Origin of the sequence: Streptomyces albidochromogenes (assembly GCF_005981925.1) — a bacterium.
In the GTDB taxonomy this organism is placed as follows: domain Bacteria; phylum Actinomycetota; class Actinomycetes; order Streptomycetales; family Streptomycetaceae; genus Streptomyces; species Streptomyces albidochromogenes.
The window spans coordinates 1-17,397 of sequence record NZ_VBVX01000131.1 but is presented as its reverse complement, the minus strand read 5'-3'; the positions used below and the strand labels follow the sequence as shown (position 1 = coordinate 17,397).

At 72.6% G+C, this 17,397-nt stretch carries 17 protein-coding genes; 15 read left to right on the top strand and 2 right to left on the bottom strand.

Annotated elements, in window-relative coordinates; genetic code table 11:
- The 7 genes from E2E34_RS18300 to E2E34_RS18270 all read left to right on the top strand — a co-directional run.
- Nucleotides 1-1,430: acyltransferase domain-containing protein (locus tag E2E34_RS18300; RefSeq protein ID WP_138903002.1), on the top strand; the 1,430-nt coding region annotated here is incomplete at its 5' end.
- Nucleotides 1,423-2,544, top strand: coding sequence for a DNA alkylation repair protein (locus tag E2E34_RS18295; RefSeq protein WP_138903001.1), 1,122 nt, complete (start codon nt 1,423-1,425; stop codon nt 2,542-2,544). The genes E2E34_RS18300 and E2E34_RS18295, both read left to right, overlap by 8 nt.
- Nucleotides 2,541-6,512, top strand: coding sequence for a bifunctional SDR family oxidoreductase/pyridoxal phosphate-dependent aminotransferase family protein (locus E2E34_RS18290; protein ID WP_138903000.1), 3,972 nt, complete (start codon nt 2,541-2,543; stop codon nt 6,510-6,512). Before E2E34_RS18295 ends, E2E34_RS18290 begins: the two co-directional genes overlap by 4 nt.
- A gap of 80 nt (nt 6,513-6,592) precedes the next feature.
- Nucleotides 6,593-6,901: a hypothetical protein gene (locus E2E34_RS18285; protein ID WP_138902999.1), complete on the top strand. Its 309-nt coding sequence runs from the start codon at nt 6,593-6,595 to the stop codon at nt 6,899-6,901.
- Nucleotides 6,898-8,037 (top strand): class II histone deacetylase, encoded by a 1,140-nt coding sequence (locus tag E2E34_RS18280; protein ID WP_138902998.1) that lies wholly within the window; start codon nt 6,898-6,900, stop codon nt 8,035-8,037. The genes E2E34_RS18285 and E2E34_RS18280 overlap by 4 nt, the downstream gene beginning before the upstream one ends.
- Nucleotides 8,034-8,846, top strand: coding sequence for a thioesterase II family protein (locus tag E2E34_RS18275; RefSeq protein WP_138902997.1), 813 nt, complete (start codon nt 8,034-8,036; stop codon nt 8,844-8,846). Before E2E34_RS18280 ends, E2E34_RS18275 begins: the two co-directional genes overlap by 4 nt.
- Nucleotides 8,843-10,465, top strand: a complete 1,623-nt coding sequence (locus E2E34_RS18270) for an MFS transporter (RefSeq protein WP_425573380.1) — start codon at nt 8,843-8,845, stop codon at nt 10,463-10,465. Before E2E34_RS18275 ends, E2E34_RS18270 begins: the two co-directional genes overlap by 4 nt.
- Nucleotides 10,466-10,536: 71 nt before the next feature.
- On the opposite strand, the gene E2E34_RS18265 is transcribed toward E2E34_RS18270, so the two are convergent.
- Entirely contained in the window at nt 10,537-10,977 is a 441-nt protein-coding gene (locus E2E34_RS18265; protein ID WP_138902995.1) for a VOC family protein, read from the bottom strand.
- Between the two features lie 210 nt (nt 10,978-11,187).
- Here E2E34_RS18265 and E2E34_RS18260 point away from each other — a divergent pair, with 210 nt between their 5' ends.
- Nucleotides 11,188-11,538, top strand: a complete 351-nt coding sequence (locus tag E2E34_RS18260) for a VOC family protein (protein WP_138902994.1) — start codon at nt 11,188-11,190, stop codon at nt 11,536-11,538.
- A 47-nt stretch (nt 11,539-11,585) separates the two neighbouring features.
- The gene (locus E2E34_RS18255) at nt 11,586-12,194 is read left to right on the top strand and encodes a hypothetical protein (RefSeq protein WP_138902993.1); all 609 of its coding nucleotides are present in this window, start codon (nt 11,586-11,588) and stop codon (nt 12,192-12,194) included.
- Between the two features lie 108 nt (nt 12,195-12,302).
- Here E2E34_RS18255 and E2E34_RS18250 read toward each other — a convergent pair whose 3' ends face one another.
- A complete protein-coding gene (locus tag E2E34_RS18250; protein WP_138902992.1) occupies nt 12,303-12,893 on the bottom strand; it encodes a TetR/AcrR family transcriptional regulator in 591 nt (196 codons plus the stop codon).
- Nucleotides 12,894-13,191: 298 nt separating this feature from the next.
- Here E2E34_RS18250 and E2E34_RS18245 point away from each other — a divergent pair, with 298 nt between their 5' ends.
- The 6 genes from E2E34_RS18245 to E2E34_RS18220 all read left to right on the top strand — a co-directional run.
- Nucleotides 13,192-13,584: a cell division protein SepF gene (locus tag E2E34_RS18245; protein ID WP_138902991.1), complete on the top strand. Its 393-nt coding sequence runs from the start codon at nt 13,192-13,194 to the stop codon at nt 13,582-13,584.
- 56 nt (nt 13,585-13,640) lie between these two features.
- A complete protein-coding gene (locus tag E2E34_RS18240; protein WP_167518311.1) occupies nt 13,641-14,879 on the top strand; it encodes an AAA family ATPase in 1,239 nt (412 codons plus the stop codon).
- Nucleotides 14,876-15,226: a nucleotide pyrophosphohydrolase gene (locus E2E34_RS18235; RefSeq protein WP_138902990.1), complete on the top strand. Its 351-nt coding sequence runs from the start codon at nt 14,876-14,878 to the stop codon at nt 15,224-15,226. The genes E2E34_RS18240 and E2E34_RS18235 overlap by 4 nt, the downstream gene beginning before the upstream one ends.
- Before the next feature lie 139 nt (nt 15,227-15,365).
- Nucleotides 15,366-15,893, top strand: coding sequence for a DUF6099 family protein (locus tag E2E34_RS18230; protein ID WP_138902989.1), 528 nt, complete (start codon nt 15,366-15,368; stop codon nt 15,891-15,893).
- 150 nt (nt 15,894-16,043) lie between these two features.
- The gene (locus tag E2E34_RS18225; RefSeq protein ID WP_138902988.1) at nt 16,044-16,976 is read left to right on the top strand and encodes an LLM class F420-dependent oxidoreductase; all 933 of its coding nucleotides are present in this window, start codon (nt 16,044-16,046) and stop codon (nt 16,974-16,976) included.
- Between the two features lie 123 nt (nt 16,977-17,099).
- Nucleotides 17,100-17,397, top strand: a 298-nt coding sequence (locus E2E34_RS18220; RefSeq protein ID WP_208765273.1) for a homocysteine S-methyltransferase family protein, incomplete at its 3' end; no start/stop codon positions are given.

Genomic DNA, 17,397 nt, shown 5'->3' with positions numbered 1-17,397 from the left:
GGATGGGCGGGGTGAACGCCCACGTGATCGTGGAAGAACCGCCCGCACCGGTCGTACGGGCTGGGGTGGCGCAGGACTCGCACGTCCTGCGGGTGAGCGCTGCTGACGAGACCGCGCTGCGGTCCCTGGCCGGCGCGTACGCCCAGGAGTGGCCCGGTGTGTCGCAGGAGGAGCTGGGGGACTTCGCGTTCACGGCGAACGCGGGTCGTGCGGGGCACCGTTTCCGTGCGGTGGTGCACGGCGCTGACGGCCAGGAGCTGGCCGCTCGTCTGAGGAGTGTGGCGGTGGGTGACACTCCCGTCTCTCGCAAGGCGGGTGCGGTTGCTCCGGTCGCGTTCATGTTCACCGGTCAGGGTTCGCAGTACGTGGGTATGGGCCGTGGTCTGTACGCGGCGGAGCCGGTGTTCCGGGCCGCGTTGGACGAGTGTGCCGACTTGTCGGCCTCGTATCTGGATGTGCCGTTGCCGGAGTTGTTGTTCGGTGAGGTGGCGGGTCGGTTGGACCGGACGCGGTACGCGCAGGTGGGCATCGTGTCGGTGCAGGTGGCTCTGGTGCGCTGGCTGGAGTCGGTGGGGGTGCGTCCCGACGCGGTGGTGGGTCACAGTCTGGGGGAGCTGACGGCTGCGTGGGCCGCGGGTGTGCTGGGCCTGGAGGACCTGCTGCGGTTGACGGTGCTGCGGGGCGGGTTGATGGAGTCGCAGCCCGGTGCGGGCGCGATGGCGGTCGTCCACGCGGACGCCGAGACCGTGTCGTCGGCCCTCGCCGGGTTCACGGGGGTGGAGGTCGCGGCGTTCAATGCCCCCCGGGTGGTGACCGTGACCGGCCCGGCCGGCGCGGTGGAGCGGTTCTGCCGCGAGTCGGGTCTGCGGTGCCGGCCCCTGGTGGTCAGCCACGCGTTCCACTCCGCCGCCATGCAGGGCGCGGTGGCACCCTTCGTCGAGGCCGTGGCCGGGACGCTCTTGTCGCCGCCCGAGGTGGCGTTCGCGTCGTCGGTGACAGGCGGATGGCACACGGCCGAGTCGGTGACCGACCCGGGGTACTGGGGCCGGGCCATTCGCGAGCCGGTGCGCTTCTCCCAGGCCGTGGCCACACTCGAAGAGACGGGTGCCGGATCGGTGTGGGAGATCGGATCGCATCCGCAGCTGACCTCACTCGCCCGGGCCTCGTGGGCAGGCGCGCCCCCGGTGTGGCTTAGCACGCTGCGGCGCGAGCGCACCGATCAGGCCGAAGTGCACACGGCACTGGCGGCGTACGTCAACCTGACCTCCGGCGACCTCGACTGGGCCGCGCTGCACCAGGGCAAGGGCCGGCAGACCGTGACCGTACCCACCTACCCCTTCAACCGACAGCGGTACTGGGTCTCCGCGGACCCGCACAGAGCAACGATGAACCAGACGAACGAGATGAGAAGGCCCCAGCGTCATGGCTAGCGAATACGGACTCAAGCGGTACTTCAACGGAGAAGCGGCACACCTGATCGGCGGCAGGATCCGCGCCGTCCACCCCGAGTTCGACGTGGAGGGCTACGCGGCCGAGGTCGAGGAACGCATTCCCGGCAAGGAGCTGAAGGACCGCGTCCTCGTCCTGGCCGAGGGACTGCGCACCCGCCTGCCCGAGGACTACGCCGACGCCGTGCCGATCCTCCTGTCCATCCTCGGCGACGAACTCGCCGAGGGAGAGGGGATGTTCAACCACAGCTGGTTCCTCATGCCGGTCGCCCGATTCGTCGAGGAGTACGGCCTCGACCACCCGGAGCTGTCCCTGGACGCCATCGAGGAGATCACCAAGCGGCACACGGGTGAGTACGCGATCCGGCCGTACATCGAACAGCACTACGCGCTGACGATGGAACGCGTCGCCGACTGGTCCCGCAGCCCCAGCCACAACGTGCGGCGCCTGGCGAGTGAGGGAATCCGCTCCCGCCTGCCCTGGGCCCGGACCCTGACCATGTTCGTCAAGGACCCCCAGCCGGTCCTGGAGATCCTGGAGCCGCTGCGCAGCGACTCCTCGGAGTACGTGCGCAAGTCCGTCGCCAACAACCTCAACGACATCTCCAAGGACGCCCCCGACCTGGCGCTCGCGACCGTGCTGAGGTGGCGGGAGGAGAGCCCCACGCCCGAGACCGACTGGATCGTCAAGCACGGGCTGCGCACCCTGGTGAAGAAGGGCGACCAGCAGGCCCTGGCCATCCTCGGGGCCACGGGCGGCGAGCACGTCAAGGTGCCCAGGCTGGAGATCACGCCCCGGTCGGTGACCATCGGGGACACGCTGGTCATCAGCTTCGACATCGAGAACACCGACGCCCGGCCGCACAGCATCGCGGTCGACTACGTGGTGCACCACGTACGCAAGAACGGGCGCAGCATCCCCAAGGTCTTCAAGCTCACCACCCTCGAACTCGGCGCCGGCGAGCGGCGGTCCCTGCAGAAGACCCACACGATCAAGGAGGTGCAGACCCGCCGGTACTACGCGGGGGAGCACACCGTCGACATCCAGGTGAACGGTCTCGTCCAGGCCACCGAGCGTTTCGACCTCCACACATGAGTGGCTTCCGGACAGTCCTCGACGCCGCCGATCCGCTCGTGTCCGACCACCGGATCGGCGGCATCCCGGTCGTGCCCGCCGCCGCGCAGATCGACGCGGTGCTGTCCGCCTGCGATGCCCGGCGCCCCGACTGCCGGTGGACGCTGGAGCAGATCGCCTTCCGGGTGCCCCTGCTCGTGGCGGGGCCCGAGGCGGAGCTGGAGGTCCGTACGGACGACGACGGCCGGTGCGCGGTCCGTTCCACGCGCCCCGCGGACGGCTTACCCGTCGAGCACTGCACCGCCCGGGTGTCCGGCAGCCCGCTGCCGCCGCCAGGTTACGTCGATGTGGCCGCGCTGCGGGCCGGTTGCACCGAGCAGGTGCCGTTGTCGGACGTGGCCGCGTGGCGCGAGGCGAGCGGGATCGCGTACGGACCGGCGTACCGGGTCATCCGGTCCGCGCACCGGGGCCCCGGCCGGATGCTGCTGATGCTCCGGGCAGCCGACGACGCGAACGCGGCGTCGGTTCCCCCCTTCGTACCGCCGGCGCTGCTCGACAGCGTCTTCCAGGCGCTCGGCATGCTCGACGACGGCGCGGCCGGGGCGTGTCTGCCCTGGTACGTCGGACGGCTGGTGGCCCGCCGCAGGATCTCCGGCACGGTGATCGCGGTGGTCGAGCGGGACGAGCCGGCCGGCACCGGGGACCGGGGCGGTGCCGTACGCGGCCGGGCCACGGTCTGCAACCTGCAGGGGGAGGTCCTCCTGGAACTGGACCGCATCACCCTCAAGGCCGCCGCGCCTCCGGCGTCCTCCGAGCCCTCGGCGCCCGCCGCCGCCACGGCCGCCGCGCCGGCCGAGCCGGAACCCGCCCTGGCGGCGGTCCCGTTGATCGAGACCGTCGCCTGGCGGGAGACAGAACCGGCTCCCGCGCGGGCTGCGGCGGCCGAGGGGACCGTGCTCGTCGTCTCCGAGCACGAACCGCGGCCGCCGGCAGGCCGGGACGTCGTACACCTGACGCCCGCGCAACTGTCGGACGGGGGCCTCGACACGCTGTCGGCCGAGACCCGCTTCCAGGTGGTGTACGTGGCACCGCGCGGGGTGGCCGGCGAAGCACGGGTGACGCAGGCCCTGCGGGACGTCTTCGCCCTGGTGCGCCGGATCGCGGCGCGCCCGCCGATGCCCGACCTGCTGATCGTCACGACCGCCGCCCACCAGGTGGTTGCCGGGGACGCCGTCGACCCGTTCATGGCCGCCCTGTGGGGCCTCGGGCGCACGCTGTGCGTCGAGCACCCCCGCACCAGGGTCCGCCTGCTCGACCTCGGCGCCGAGGACCCGGGCGACCCGGAGCGCGGCGGTGCCACCGCCGTGTGGGAGGCGCTGGGCCAGGACCGGCCGGAACTCGCCCGGCGGGACGGTGCCTGGTACGCGCCCTCGGTCCAGCCGCTCCCGGTGAGCGCCCCCGGCGCGGTGCGGTACGACGGCGGCCGCTTCCTTATCACCGGCGGCATGGGCGGCATCGGCCTGCGGGTCGCGGAGTTCCTCGCGGAGGCCGGCTGCGCCCATCTGACCCTGGTCGGGCGGACCGTGCCGGAACAGGGCGACGCCCGCGAACGCCTCGACCGGCTCGGGGCCCGCTGCGACCTCGCGATCGTCGCGGCGGACGTCCGCGCGCTGCGCGAGGAGCTGGCCGGCGCGGACCGCTACGACGGGGTGTTCCACGCCGCTGGGGTGCTGCGCGACGGGCTGGCGCGCAGCCTGACGCCGGAGCAGGTGGACGCGGTGCTCGGGCCCAAGATCGGTGGCGTGCACGCGCTGGACGACCTGGTGTCCGCGCACGACCGGCCCGGTTTCGTCGTCCTGTTCTCCTCGGTCGCGGCGGTACGGGCGAACCTCGGCCAGAGTGCCTACGCCGCGGCCAACGCCTACCTGGACGGCTACGCCGCCCGCCGACGCGCCGAAGGCCGGGCCTGGTACAGCCTCGGCTGGGGCCTGTGGACCGTCGGCATGGGCGAGTCCGTCGCCCCGAAGGCCGCCGCGCACGGCATCCCCGCCCTCACCGTTCAGGACGGCATCGGCCTGCTCCGCACGGTTTTGGGCCAACCTCCCGCGCATTACGTCCTGTCCGCCGCCGCGAAAGCGAAGGATGCACCCATGACTGCTGTCACGCCGGAAACCGGGCTCTGGCCGCCGCTCGCCCACGCGCTCAAGAAGGTCCTGCTCGTCGACGACGTGTCGCCGCAGGACGATCTCCTGGAGCTGGGGCTCGACTCGATGATGGCGGTCGAGCTGGCCGCCTCGCTGAGCGCCGACGGGCTCGACATCGACCCGATGGTGTTCTTCGAGCACAGCAACGTCGGGGCGCTCCTCGCCCACCTCGACTCGCTGCCGCGCAGCGCGCCCGACGCCCCGCCCGCCCCGGCCCCGGTCCGTGCGGAGCCCGCGGCACGTCCGGCCGGCGCGGCGCAGGTCCCGTCGCAGGTCCCGGCGCCGCAGCAGCGGCCCGCGGCGGTCGTGGAGCGGCCGGCGGCCCCCGCGGCGCCGGCGGCGGCCGCGTCGTTCGTCCCCGACTGGGACCGCTTCCGGGACGTGGCACCCGCTCCGGCGGTCCCGGCCGTGGTGCCGCCCACCCGGGCCCCCGCTCACGCGCCCGCCCAGGCGGCCCCGGCGCCCGCGGCCGCGCCGGCCTCCGCTGCGCACCCGGCCGGATCCCCGTCCGGACCCCAGGCCGGATCCCCTGCCCCGTCCACCGGCCGGACGCCGCGGCGGACGCTGCCGGGCCGACTGGCCGACGCCCCGCACGGCACGTTCCTCGACCGGCGCATCGACGCCCTGTCGACCGAGGACCGCCTGATCGTCGCCAAGGACGAGTACTTCTACGAGCCCGTCATCGAGGAGGCCACAGGGTCCCGGATCAAGTTCGACGGCCGCTGGTTCCTCAACTTCGCCTCGTACAGCTACCTCGGGCTGATCGGGCACGGCTACATCGACGACCAGGTCCTGCGCGCCGTGGAGCGGCACGGGACCGGCGCCCACGGGGTACGCCTGCTGGCCGGCACCCTGCACCTGCACCGGGAGCTGGAACTGGCGCTGGCCCGCTTCCTGGGCACCGAGGACGCCATCGTCTTCTCCAGCGGCTACATGGCGAACGTGGCGACGGTCGGCGCTCTCGTCGGCCCCGGCGACTTCGTCATCGGCGACGTCTACAACCACGCCAGCATCCTGGACGGCTACCGGCTGTCCGGGGCCACCGTCATCACCTACGCCCACAACGACCTCGCCGACCTGGAACGCGCCCTGCGCAAGGTGGGCGACGCGGGCCGCCTGGTCGTCACCGACGCGGTGTTCAGCATGGACGGCGACGTGGCCGACCTTCCCGGCATCGTGGAGCTGTGCGAGCGGTACGACGCCCCGCTGATGGTCGACGAGGCGCACAGCCTGGGCGTGCTCGGCGACACCGGACGCGGCATCACCGAGCACTTCGGCATCGACCCGGCGCGGGTCGACGTGAAGATGGGCACGCTCTCCAAGACGGTGCCGAGCGCGGGCGGTTACGTCGCCGGCTCCCGCGACCTGGTCTTCGCGCTCAAGAACAACGCGCGGGGCTGGATGTTCTCGGCGGCCGCGACACCCGGCCAGGTGGCGGCGGCCAAGGCCGCGATCGAAGTGATGGCGGCCGCCCCGTCCCTCACCCGCGAGCTGCGGGTCAAAACGGACCGGTACAGGGAGCAGCTGCGCGCCCTGGGCTTCGACACGCTGGCCAGTGAGACACCGGTGGTTCCGATCATCTGCACCAGCGCGGAACAGGCCGGGTCGATGGCCCGGCTGTGCCAGCTCGACGGGCTCTTCGTCCAGCCGATCGTCTACCCGGCAGTGCCGCGGACACTGCCCCGGCTGCGGACCATCGTCAACCTCAGCCACTCCGACGCCGACCTCGACGCGGCCGTCGTGACGCTGGAGAAGGCCGGCCGCGCCTGCGGCCTCATTCGCTGAGAAGCCGTCGGACGGCGCGCCCGACCTGACCACACCACCGCGCACCGTCCGTACACACGCCAACCGAGGGGGAAACGAACATGACCGGTATCGACACCGCGGCGTTCTTCGGAGCGGTTCTGAAGACCATCGCCTCGACCCGCAACCACAGCACCGACCAGGGCGAGTACGACTCCGGCGTGCTGGAGCCGGCCCGGCGGATCCGCGAGACCGAGAAGGAGGCCGGCGACCGCCCGCTCACCTCCGCCGAGGCCGAGCAGGTGCTCGGCCTGCTGGAGACGACGCTGCGCACCAAGCGCACGCCGGACGAGGAGCGCGAGTACTACCTCCAGTACATCGAGAAGGTCGCCGGGATCAGCCGGGCCTCGCTGAGTGTGTCCGGCTGGTGAGTACGCCACGTCTCGCGTGGTACAGCCACGAGATCTGCTTCTGGCACGACCCGGGCCCCGGATCGGGGTACGTCCCCGTCGGGCCCGGTGTCGAGCCGCTGCGCCAGTTCGCGGTCGACCCGGACCTCCGGCGCGCCGAGGGTCTGGTCAAGGCGTCCGGTGTGATGGACAGGTTCACCTGCCTCACCCCGGCGCCGGCCTCCGACGAGGACCTGCTCCTCGTGCACGTGCCCGAGCACATCGAGCGGGTCGAGGCGGCGTCGGCGGCCGGAGCGGGCGACGCCGGGGTGTACGCGCACGTCAACTACCACAGCGCGCAGGCCGCCCGGCTTGCCGTCGGGGCCTGCGTGCAGGCCGCCCAGGACGTCCTGGACGGCCGCTTCGACCGGGCGTACTGCCTGGTGCGCCCGCCCGGCCACCATGCGGAGCCGGACCGGGCGATGGCGCTGTGCCTCTACAACAACCTGGCTGTGGCCGCCCGGGCGGCGCAGCGCCGGGGAGCGCGCCGGGTGCTGGTCCTGGACTGGGACGTGCACCACGGCAACGGCATCCAGAGGACCTTCTACGAGGACCCCGACGTGCTGTACGTCTCGGTGCACCAGGAAGGACTGTTCCCGGCTGCGTCCGGTCTCGTGAGGGAGACCGGCGCGGGCGCGGGAGCGGGCAGTACCCTCAACGTGCCGCTGCCCGCCGGCTCGGGCCACGGCGCCTACCTCGCGGTGATGGACCGGATCGTGGCGCCTGCGGCCCGCGCCTTCGGGCCCGATCTGATCCTGGTGGCGGCGGGCGTCGACGCGAGCGGCCACGATCCGATGGGCCGGATGCTCTGCACCAGCCGGACCTTCCACGCCATGACGTCGGCGATGTGCCTGCTCGCGGACGAACTGACCGGGGGCAGGGTCGTCTTCGCCCACGAGGGCGGCTACTCGGCCTGGTACCAGCCGACGCTGGTGCTGGGTACGGCGAGTGCGATCGCCGGCCTGCCGGCCCCTCAGGACCCCTTCCTGCACGCGCTGGAACACCTCCCGGGCCAGCGTCTCCAGCGCCACCAGGAGCGGGTCGTCAAGCACCTGGAGGAGCACCACCCGCTGCTGGCCGGCGCGGCGCCCGCGCCCGGGGACGGAGGCCCGCGATGAGCGGCTGGTGGATGGCGGTCGGGGCCGGTGCGCGCAGGCGGACCGGCGCCGGACGCGAGCCCGTACCCCGTGCCCGGTACCGGGTGGTGGCGCTCCCGCACGCCGGCGGGTGGCCTTCCGCGTTCCGCTCCTGGTGGCAGGTGCTGCCCGAGGACGTCGAGTGCGTCGTCGCCCAGTTGCCGGGACGCGGCGTGCGCATCAACGAGCCGCCGCTGACCCGCGTCGAGCCGCTGGTCGACGCCCTCGGCCGGGGCCTGGCGGAGCTGGAGCCGCTGCCGTACGCGATCATCGGGCACAGCTTCGGCAGCGTGCTCGGCTACGAACTCGCCCGGGCGATGGAGCGGAAGGGGCTGCCCCCCGCCCTGCTCGCCGTATCGGCGCGCCAGCCGCCGTGCTTCCCCAGCGAGCCGCCGTTCGCCCACCTCAGGAGCGACACGGAGCTGCTGGAGCATCTGACGGACATCGGCGGGATGTCTCCCGTCCTGATGGACCGCCCCGACCTGGTCCAGCCGTCGCTCCGTGCGATCCGCGCCGACCTGGAGGCCATGGAGACCTACCGGCGGCCGCTGTCGGGCACCCGGGTCCCGATCCTGGCGCTCAGCGCGGTCGACGATCCGGTCGTCGTCCACGACCGGATGCACCTGTGGTCGCTGGAGACCTCGGGAGGCTTCAGCCGCCAGGCGTTCACCGGCGGCCACTTCTACCTCTACACACCCGCCAACGCGGCGGCAGTCGCCGCCCGCCTGGTGCCCGGCCTCGACACCCCCCGGTCGTCCGCGGCACCGCTCCCGTCCCCCCTGGCCCGATGACCGTGTCGGGCACCGATGAGCACCACCCCCCGAAAGGAACCACCGTGAGTACCACTGCCGAGGCCTCCTCGCAGGCCGGACCCCGTGAGTGGCTGGGACTCGCCGTACTGGCGCTGCCCACGCTGCTGCTGTCCATCGATGTGAGCGTGCTGCACCTGGCCGTACCGCACATCAGCGAGGGCCTGGACCCCTCCGCCGCCCAGATGCTGTGGATCATCGACATCTACGGCTTCCTGATCGCGGGCTTCCTGGTGGCCATGGGCACCCTGGGCGACCGCATCGGCCGCCGGAAGCTGCTGCTGATCGGCGCCGCCGCGTTCGGCCTCGCCTCGCTGGCCGCCGTGTACGCCGACAGCCCGGCCATGCTGATAGCGGCGCGGGCGGCGATGGGCATCGCCGGGGCGACCCTGATGCCGTCGACCCTCGCCCTGATCATCAACATGTTCCGCGACGCGCGGCAGCGCGGTGTGGCCATCGCCGTCTGGGTCACCATGTTCTCCGTGGGCATCGCGCTCGGCCCGGTCGTCGGCGGCGCCATGCTGGAGTACTTCTGGTGGGGTTCGGTCTTCCTGCTCGGCGTGCCCATCATGGGCGTGCTGCTGGTGGCGGGCCCGATCCTGCTGCCGGAGTACCGTGACGAGGAGGCCGGCCGGCTCGACCTGACCAGCGCGGTGCTGTCGCTCGCCGCGATCCTGCCGGTGATCTACGGACTCAAGGAGATCGCCAACGACGGGTTCGGCCCGGTCCCGGTCCTGTCGTTCGTCGTGGGTCTGGCCGTCGGCGTGCTGTTCGTCCGCCGTCAGCGCACGTTGGAGAGCCCGCTGCTGGACCTCAAGCTCTTCGGCAACCCGACGTTCCGCGCCGCGCTGCTCACGCTGCTGCTCAGCATGCTGGTGGCCGGTGGCACGTACCTGACGGTGACGCAGTTCCTCCAGCTCGTGGGCGGGCTGTCCCCGATGAAGGCCGGTCTGTACCTGCTGCCCGCCGCCTTCGCGCTGATCGTGACGGCCGTCGTGTCCCCGATGGCCGCCGCCAAGATCCGTCCGGCGTACGTCGTCGCGGTGGGTCTGGCGGTGTCGGGCGTCGGCCATGTGATGCTGAGCCTGGCCGACAGTTCGTCGGGCATCGCGCAGGTGGTGACGGGCTTCGCGTTCGTGTACGCCGGCGGTGGTCCGCTCATCGCCCTGGGGACGGACATCGTCGTCGGATCGGCCCAGCCCGAGCAGGCCGGGTCCGCCGCGGCCATCTCGGAGACCAGCACCGAACTCGGCATGGCGCTGGGTGTGGCGATGCTCGGCAGCCTCGGCGCCGCCGTGTACCGCAGCGGGGTGGAGCTCCCCTCCGGAGCGCCGGAGAGCGCCGGTGACACGCTCGCGGGAGCGGCCGAGGCGGCGCAGGGCATGTCCGGGGAGGTCGCGACGGCCCTGCTCGCCTCCGCCCGGGACGCGTTCACCGACGGCATGAACGTCATCGGCGCGATCGGCGCGGCCGTGGCGCTCGCCTCCGCCGTACTGGTGGCCGTGGTCATCAAGCTTCCGGCCACGGGAGCCGGCGCGGACTCCGACGGCGCCGACGGTTCGGCCGACGGCACCGTGCCCGCCGTCAACGTGGAGGCGTAGCAGGTCCGGTCTCCCTGCCGGGGCAGGCAGACCGCCGGTGCGGCCCGCGTCGTCGACGCGGGCCGCACCGCTCACACCCCGGCCGCGGACCCGTCCTGGTAGGCGGCGGCGTAGGCGGCCGCCGGGGCGATGGGGGTGATGACGTCGATCAGTACGCCGTCGGGGTCGGCCACGATGAAGTGGCGCTGACCGAACGCCTCGCTGCGCAGGCCGAGTTCGGGCTTCAGTCCGGCGCCCGTCACCAGGCGCGCGTACTCGGCGTCGACGTCGGCCACCTCGAAGTTGAGGAGCAGGCCCTGGGCAGACCGGCGGAACGCCTCCGGTACGGTCTCGTGCCCGGCGTCCACCAGGGCCAGTTCGTAGTACGGCGGTTCGGGCCGCCGCAGGCTGACGTACCAGTCGCTCGTGTAGGTCGTCTCGAATCCGAACAGCGTGGTGTAGAAGGCAACGGATTCGCGCAGCCGCTCGGTGCAGAGCACGGGATAGAAGCTGGTCACGGCAGGGGACGTCATCACAACACCGTTCTGAGGCGGATATACGGTCATCTCATCTCAACGAGGCACTCGCCCGCGCGTCACATCCGCCGAACCGAACCGGGCGGCGTACGGGCATGTCCTGGGCGGCGGAGGCTCGTTGAGCAGAAGGGGCCATGTTGACATGCCAACGGTATGTCACTAGGTTCATCTCGCATACCGTTGGTACGTGAGCGGAGATGGCATTCCATGCTGACCAGCTTCTGTCCGGTGATCTGCACCTCACGGCTGGGGGAGTCCCGCACCTTCTACAGCAGACTGTTCGGCTTCGACGCCACGCACACGACCCAGTGGTACGCCGCCCTCGGCCGGCCCGGACGCCCGCGGCACGAACTGGCCCTCCTCGACCACTCCCACCCCGCACTGCCCGAGGCGCTGCGCCACCCGGTGCGCGCGGTGCGGATCACCCTCACGGTGGACGGCCCGCAGGAGGACTGGGAGCGCCTCGCCGCCCTGGGGGCGGTGGGCCGCCCGGATCGCAGGCACCTCGTGGTCACGGATCCCAACGGCGTCCGGATCGACGTCGTCGCACCGGCCTGACCGGCGGAGACCGAACGGACCGCCCGGCCGAAGGGGGAAGCCGCGCCGTGCCCAGAAGGATGGACGCCGCCCTGGCGGCCGCGATCATGCATGCGGTCGGCCTCGAACCGCTCGAGCCCTACCCGGGGTCGAACGCCGCCTGGAACTGCCGCTGTCTCAAGAGCGCGCACCGGGTCGCGCCCACCTTCGGCTCGGTCCGCTCCGGCGCCACCTCCGGATGCCGCCGGTGCGGCCGGGCCGCCGCCGACGCGCGGCGCCTGGCCGTGGGCCGCGAACGGGCCGAGGCGGACCTGCGCGCGGCGGGCTTCGAGCCCCTGGAGCCCTATCCGGGCGCGAGGGCCAGATGGCGCTGCCGCCATCTGGCCTGCGGGAGCGTCGTCCATCCGCGCCTGTTCCGGATACGGGCCGGCAGCGGCTGCCTGGCCTGTGCCGGACGGGCCCCGGTGGACCCGGCGGTGGCCGAGGCGGACATGCGGGCGGCCGGCCTGCAGCCGCTGGTGCCCTTCCCCGGCCGCGTACGCGACCCGTGGAAGTGCCGGTGCGTACGCTGCGGTCACCTCTGCGCGCCGACCCTCAACAACATACGCCGTGGGCAGGGGGGTTGCTCGGCCTGCGTGTCGTCGGCAGCGGCCCGCCCCAGGAGCTCGACCTCGTGAGGGGCCCGGCTCCGGCGTGAAGGGCGGCGCGAAACCGGTGCGGCCGGGCCGCGTGTCGCGACTTCACCGGCGGGGATCAGATTCGTACCGACCCGCCTTCTCCCGCCGTCACTTCGCGCGCAGCGCCTCCAGCATCCGCGCCAGCGCCTGCCGGGTGTCCGCCAGGTCGGCGGAACTCTCCGACGCCGCCAGCCACAGCGCCGCTTCGTTCATCGCCCCCGACAGCAGGTGCGTGAGCGGGGCGACCGGCTGCGCGGGGATGGTGCCCTGCTGGATCAGAACGGTGAGCGCCTGGGCCAGATGACGGCCGGAGGTGGCCTCGTTCATCGCCCGCCAGTCCCGCCAGCCGAGTACCGCCGGCCCGTCGACGAGCATGATGCGCTGGAGCGCGGGGTCGGTGGAGGCGCTGAGGAACGCCTGGCAGCCGGAGGTGAGCTGGTCCCACGCGTCCTCCTGGGCGTCCGCCGTCGCCGCGATGCACGCGGCGACCTCCTGCTGCACCTGCTCCAGCACGGCCCGGAACAGCTCGGCCTTGCTGCCGAAGTGGTGGTACAGAGCGCCCTTGGTCACCCCGGCCGCCCGGACGATCTCCGACAGGCCCACCGAGGCGTAACCCAGGGTCGAGAAGAGGCGCCTGCTCTCCCGCAGCAAGGTGCGACGCGTCTCCTCCCGCTGCTGCGCCCGGACTCCGTTCGTCATCGTTGCGACCCCCGTCTTCGGCCTGTCGAAGCCATGCCCACACGGTACTTCGCCGCCGTGCGGACGAGCGACCGGTGCGCCTACCGCGACCATGCCCGGTTGAACGCGTTCATGTCCAGGCAGTTGAGGTGGAGCGGGGGCACGGCCGCGAGGACGCCTGCCGCGCACGCGCACGGAGCGGTCTGAACCGCAACGCGGACATTTCGCGGCCGATCCCGGCCGTGTCGTTGTTGGGCCGAACGGGTGAGGCGCGGGAAGATGGCCCGATGCAGACACAGCACGTGAGCGGAGTGGTCCGGTGAGCAGGTACGACGTCACCGACGAACAGTGGGCCGGGCTCGCTCAGGTCGTGCCGCTGCGCAGCAGGAACGAGTGGCCGTCCATGGTCGATCACCGGACGATGCCGCAGGAGGAGGCGGCCGCGGCCGACCAGCGGCGGATGATCGTGCTGCGCGTGCAGGTGTTCTCCGACGCCCGTGAGGTCGCGGAGTACCTGATCGCGCAGGTGCCGGTGCTCCTGGACCTGACGGCGGCGGACGCCGATGTGGCCAAGCGCATCCTGGACTTCAGCAGCGGTGTCGTCTTCGGCCTCGGCAGCGGCATGCACCGGGTCGACCGGAACGTCTTCCTGCTGTCGCCGTCCGGTATCGAGGTCGAGGGGGCCGAGGCGGCCGCCGTCCCCCAATCGTAGGAAGGTAATTCAGGCGTAACGGTTCGCCCGGCGGAGGGCTGGCTACCGTCCGGGCCATGACTGCCGATTCCCCGAGCGCGCCCCCCGGAACACCAGCACCCGCAGCGGCATCCGTCCGTACAGCCCCGGCCGTGCCGCCCGCCGTTCCCGTACCGCCGGTGCCGCGGAGCGGCGGCCGCGGCGTGCCCGCGGTCACCGAACTGCGGCTCTCGTCCTTCCGGTCGCACCGCGGCGCCGTCTTCCCGCTCGGCCCGGTGACGCTGTTCGCGGGGACGGCGGGCAGCGGCAAGTCGAGCGTGCTGGAGGCGTACGACGCGCTGGCCCGGCTCGGCGCGGGCGCCGGGCTGGGCGAGGTGTTCCGGGACGCGGCGGGGTGCGTTCCGGAGCGGGCGGAGCCGGACGCGCAGGGCCGGCGGGGGTTCCGGATCGGCTGCACCGTCGAGGGGCCCGCCGGCCGGGTGCGCCTCGATCTGGCCGTCCAGGCCGAACCCGAACTGCGCGTCGTCGGTGAGCGGCTGACCTGCGACGGGCAGACGCTGCTGACCACCGCGCTGCGCGATCCGGGGCGCAGGACGGTCCAGGCGGCCTGGTACACGGCCGGCGCCGCGCCGGTGACCAAGGCGCCGCTGCCCGACGACGTGCTCGGTACGGCGCTGCTCCCGCTGCGCGTGGCGGGCAAGACGGCGGGGCAGTTACGGGTGCTGGCGGCGGCGGAGCAAGTGGTGCTGGCACTGCGCTCGGTGTTCGCGTGCGATCCGCAGCCGTCGCGCATGCGGGAGCCGGTGGCGGTGGGCGACGCCCGGCTGCGGCGCGGCTGCGACAACCTGGCCGAGGTGCTGTGGCGTACGCACCACCAGTGCGCGAGGCGCCACGCGCGGCTGGCGGCGACGGTCCGGGCGGGGTGCCCGGGCCCGGTGGAGGCGCTGACCGTGGAGGAGCTGGCGGACGGGAGGGTGCGGGCGCTGGTGGGCCGGGGCGGCCCGTGGGCCACGCCGGTGGAGCGGCTGGGGGACGGCGAGCTGCGGTACCTGGCGCTCGCGCTGGTGCTGCTGACCGGACCGGGCGTACTGGCCGTGGACCCGGTCGCCGAAGTGCCCGCCGCCCTGCAAACGCTGACGGTCCTCGCGGACGGCTTCGACCGGTGCCTGGACGGGCGTCAGACGCGCGAACTGGTCGCGCTGGCAGCGTCCGTGTGCGCGGAGAGGCACATGAGGCTGGTGGGGACGATCACGGACACCTCGGCGGCGTACGCGCGTGGAGTGGAGGGGGTGGCGGTGGTAGACCTGGGCCCGTGACTGAACTGGATCTGGCGCAATTGCAGCGGCGACTGGCCGAATTCGCGACGGCCCGGGGGTGGGAGCCGTACCACACGCCGAAGAATCTCGCCGTGGCGCTGAGCGTGGAGGCGTCCGAACTGGTGGAGATCTTCCAGTGGTTGACGCCCGAACAGTCGGCCCGGGTGATGGAGGATCCGCGCTCCGCGCACCGGGTGGCGGACGAGGTCGCGGACGTTCTGGCGTACTTGCTGCAGTTCAGTGAGGTGCTGGGGATCGATGTGCTGGAAGCGCTGGCGGCCAAGATCGACCGGAACGAACTGCGCTTTCCGGTGGGGGAGACCAAGGATCGTTACTCTCCGGAGTGATGAAATTATCCAAAACTGCTTTTCTGTCCACAGATTTCGCCATAGCCCTGGCTTTCCGGGCCCCATGCCCTCACTCTGGGTAGTGGACGGGTGACGGTACGCGAAAAGAAGCGGGCCATGGTGAGGACGGGGGCGGCGCATGGACGCGGTGAGGCTCATCGGGCAGAGCCGGCACGCACTCGCGCGGAGCCGGGCGGCGCGGGACATTCTGGTGGAGGCCTGGCAGGCACAGGCCCTCACGCAGGCGATCGGCGGGCACTTGGCGCTGACCGGCCCGGCCGAGCTGAGAGGCGAGGCGCGCGGGCTGAGCGAGACGGGCGGCCGGGGCTGCGGGGCGCTCGACATCCCCGCGCTGTGGGCCGAGGACGTGGACGGCGCCGGGGGACAGCCTCCGGACGCTCGGCCGCGGGCGGCCCAGATGACGCAGGTGACGGACGCGCGGAGCGCGTTGACCGGTCTGGGCGCACTGCTCGGCGAGGTCGGCATCGCGCTGGTCGGGGTCGCGTGCGCCACCGACGAGGAGGCCCTCTACTGGCAGTGCATCGAGGGCATCGACGCCGCCGACGAGTCCAGTGACCGGGTGCGCGGCTTATTACGCCGGTTCACGGTGCGGGAGCAGGACAGGCGGCGCAGTGCCGCCTGGGACTCGGCGGCGGAGCCGTCATGACGCCGTCAGCCGTCCGCGCCGCCGGTCGCGGGGGCCGGCGGGCGGCCGGCGGTGGACTGGAGCCCGGCGTCGAGCTGCACCCGACCGGGCAGGCTCGGGCCGGATGAGGGAGGTGGGGTTGACGGCGGTGTCAGGGTGCAGGATGGAGGCATGGATCTTCGAATCTTCACGGAGCCTCAGCAAGGGGCGAGCTACCACACCCTGCTCACCGTCGCCAAGGCGACCGAGGACCTCGGCTTCGACGCCTTCTACCGTTCCGACCACTACCTGCGCATGGGATCGGGCGACGGCCTGCCCGGGCCGACCGACGCCTGGATCACGCTGGCCGGGCTCGCCCGCGAGACCAAGCGGATCAGGCTCGGCACCCTGATGACCGCGGGCACCTTCCGGCTGCCCGGTGTGCTGGCCATCCAGGTCGCGCAGGTCGACCAGATGTCGGGCGGACGGGTCGAACTGGGCCTGGGCGCGGGCTGGTTCGAGGAGGAGCACCGGGCGTACGGCATCCCGTTCCCCAAGGAGAGGTTCGGCCGGCTGGAGGAGCAGCTCGCGATCGTCACCGGACTGTGGGCGACCGAGACCGGCCGGACGTTCAGCTACGACGGGACCTACTACCAGCTGACCGACTCGCCCGCGCTGCCCAAGCCCGCCCAAGCGAAGGTGCCCGTGCTGATCGGCGGGCACGGCGCGGTCCGGACGCCGCGGCTGGCCGCGCGGTACGCCGACGAGTTCAACATCCCGTTCGCTTCGCTGGAGGACAGCGAGCGGCAGTTCGGGCGGGTCCGAGCGGCTGCGGAGCAGGCCGGGCGCAAGCCGGACGACCTGGTGTACTCCAACGCCCTGGTGGCGTGCGTCGGCAAGGACGACGCGGAGGTGGCGCGCCGGGCCGCGGCCATCGGGCGGGACGTGGAGGAGCTCAAGGCGAACGGGCTGGCCGGCTCGCCCGCCGAGGTGGTCGACAAGATCGGCCGGTACGCCGCGATCGGCTCGTCGCGGATCTACCTCCAGATGCTGGATCTGGACGACCTCGAACACCTGGAGCTGATCTCCTCGCAGGTCCAGTCGCAGTTGACCAGTGGCCGCTGAGCAGGGCGAGCCGGCCACGTAATCGATCAGAAAAGCCGGCCGGATGCCGCCGGACCGGCACCGGCCGAGTGCCGGGCGCCGGGCGTACGGGCGCCGGCGACCGACGAGTGAAGGAGCGCCGCCGTGAAGCCCGACCGTCCGCTCGCCGCCGTGCTCGGAGATGGTGCCCCGGGTGCCGTTGTACTCGACGGGGGTCTGTCCAACCAGCTGAAGGCGCAGGGCTGCGACCTGTCCGACGCGCTGTGGTCGGCGCGGCTGCTCGCCGACGGGCCGCACCAGATCGAGGCGGCGCACGCGGCCTACGTACGGGCCGGCGCCCAGGTGCTGATCACCGCCAGCTACCAGGCGACGTTCGAGGGCTTCGCGCGGCGGGGGCTGGGCCGGACGGAGGCGGCCGGGCTGCTGGCGCGGAGCGTCGAAC

Bases quoted from the DNA above. Each gene is read 5' to 3' on its own strand.
- E2E34_RS18295 (WP_138903001.1), top strand. From the start codon at position 1,423: ATGGCTAGCGAATACGGACTCAAGCGGTACTTCAACGGAGAAGCGGCA.
- E2E34_RS18290 (WP_138903000.1), top strand. From the start codon at position 2,541: ATGAGTGGCTTCCGGACAGTCCTCGACGCCGCCGATCCGCTCGTGTCC.
- E2E34_RS18285 (WP_138902999.1), top strand. From the start codon at position 6,593: ATGACCGGTATCGACACCGCGGCGTTCTTCGGAGCGGTTCTGAAGACC.
- E2E34_RS18275 (WP_138902997.1), top strand. From the start codon at position 8,034: ATGAGCGGCTGGTGGATGGCGGTCGGGGCCGGTGCGCGCAGGCGGACC.
- E2E34_RS18270 (WP_425573380.1), top strand. From the start codon at position 8,843: ATGACCGTGTCGGGCACCGATGAGCACCACCCCCCGAAAGGAACCACC.
- E2E34_RS18265 (WP_138902995.1), bottom strand. From the start codon at position 10,977: ATGACGTCCCCTGCCGTGACCAGCTTCTATCCCGTGCTCTGCACCGAG.
- E2E34_RS18260 (WP_138902994.1), top strand. From the start codon at position 11,188: ATGCTGACCAGCTTCTGTCCGGTGATCTGCACCTCACGGCTGGGGGAG.
- E2E34_RS18250 (WP_138902992.1), bottom strand. From the start codon at position 12,893: ATGACGAACGGAGTCCGGGCGCAGCAGCGGGAGGAGACGCGTCGCACC.
- E2E34_RS18240 (WP_167518311.1), top strand. From the start codon at position 13,641: ATGACTGCCGATTCCCCGAGCGCGCCCCCCGGAACACCAGCACCCGCA.
- E2E34_RS18230 (WP_138902989.1), top strand. From the start codon at position 15,366: ATGGACGCGGTGAGGCTCATCGGGCAGAGCCGGCACGCACTCGCGCGG.
- E2E34_RS18225 (WP_138902988.1), top strand. From the start codon at position 16,044: ATGGATCTTCGAATCTTCACGGAGCCTCAGCAAGGGGCGAGCTACCAC.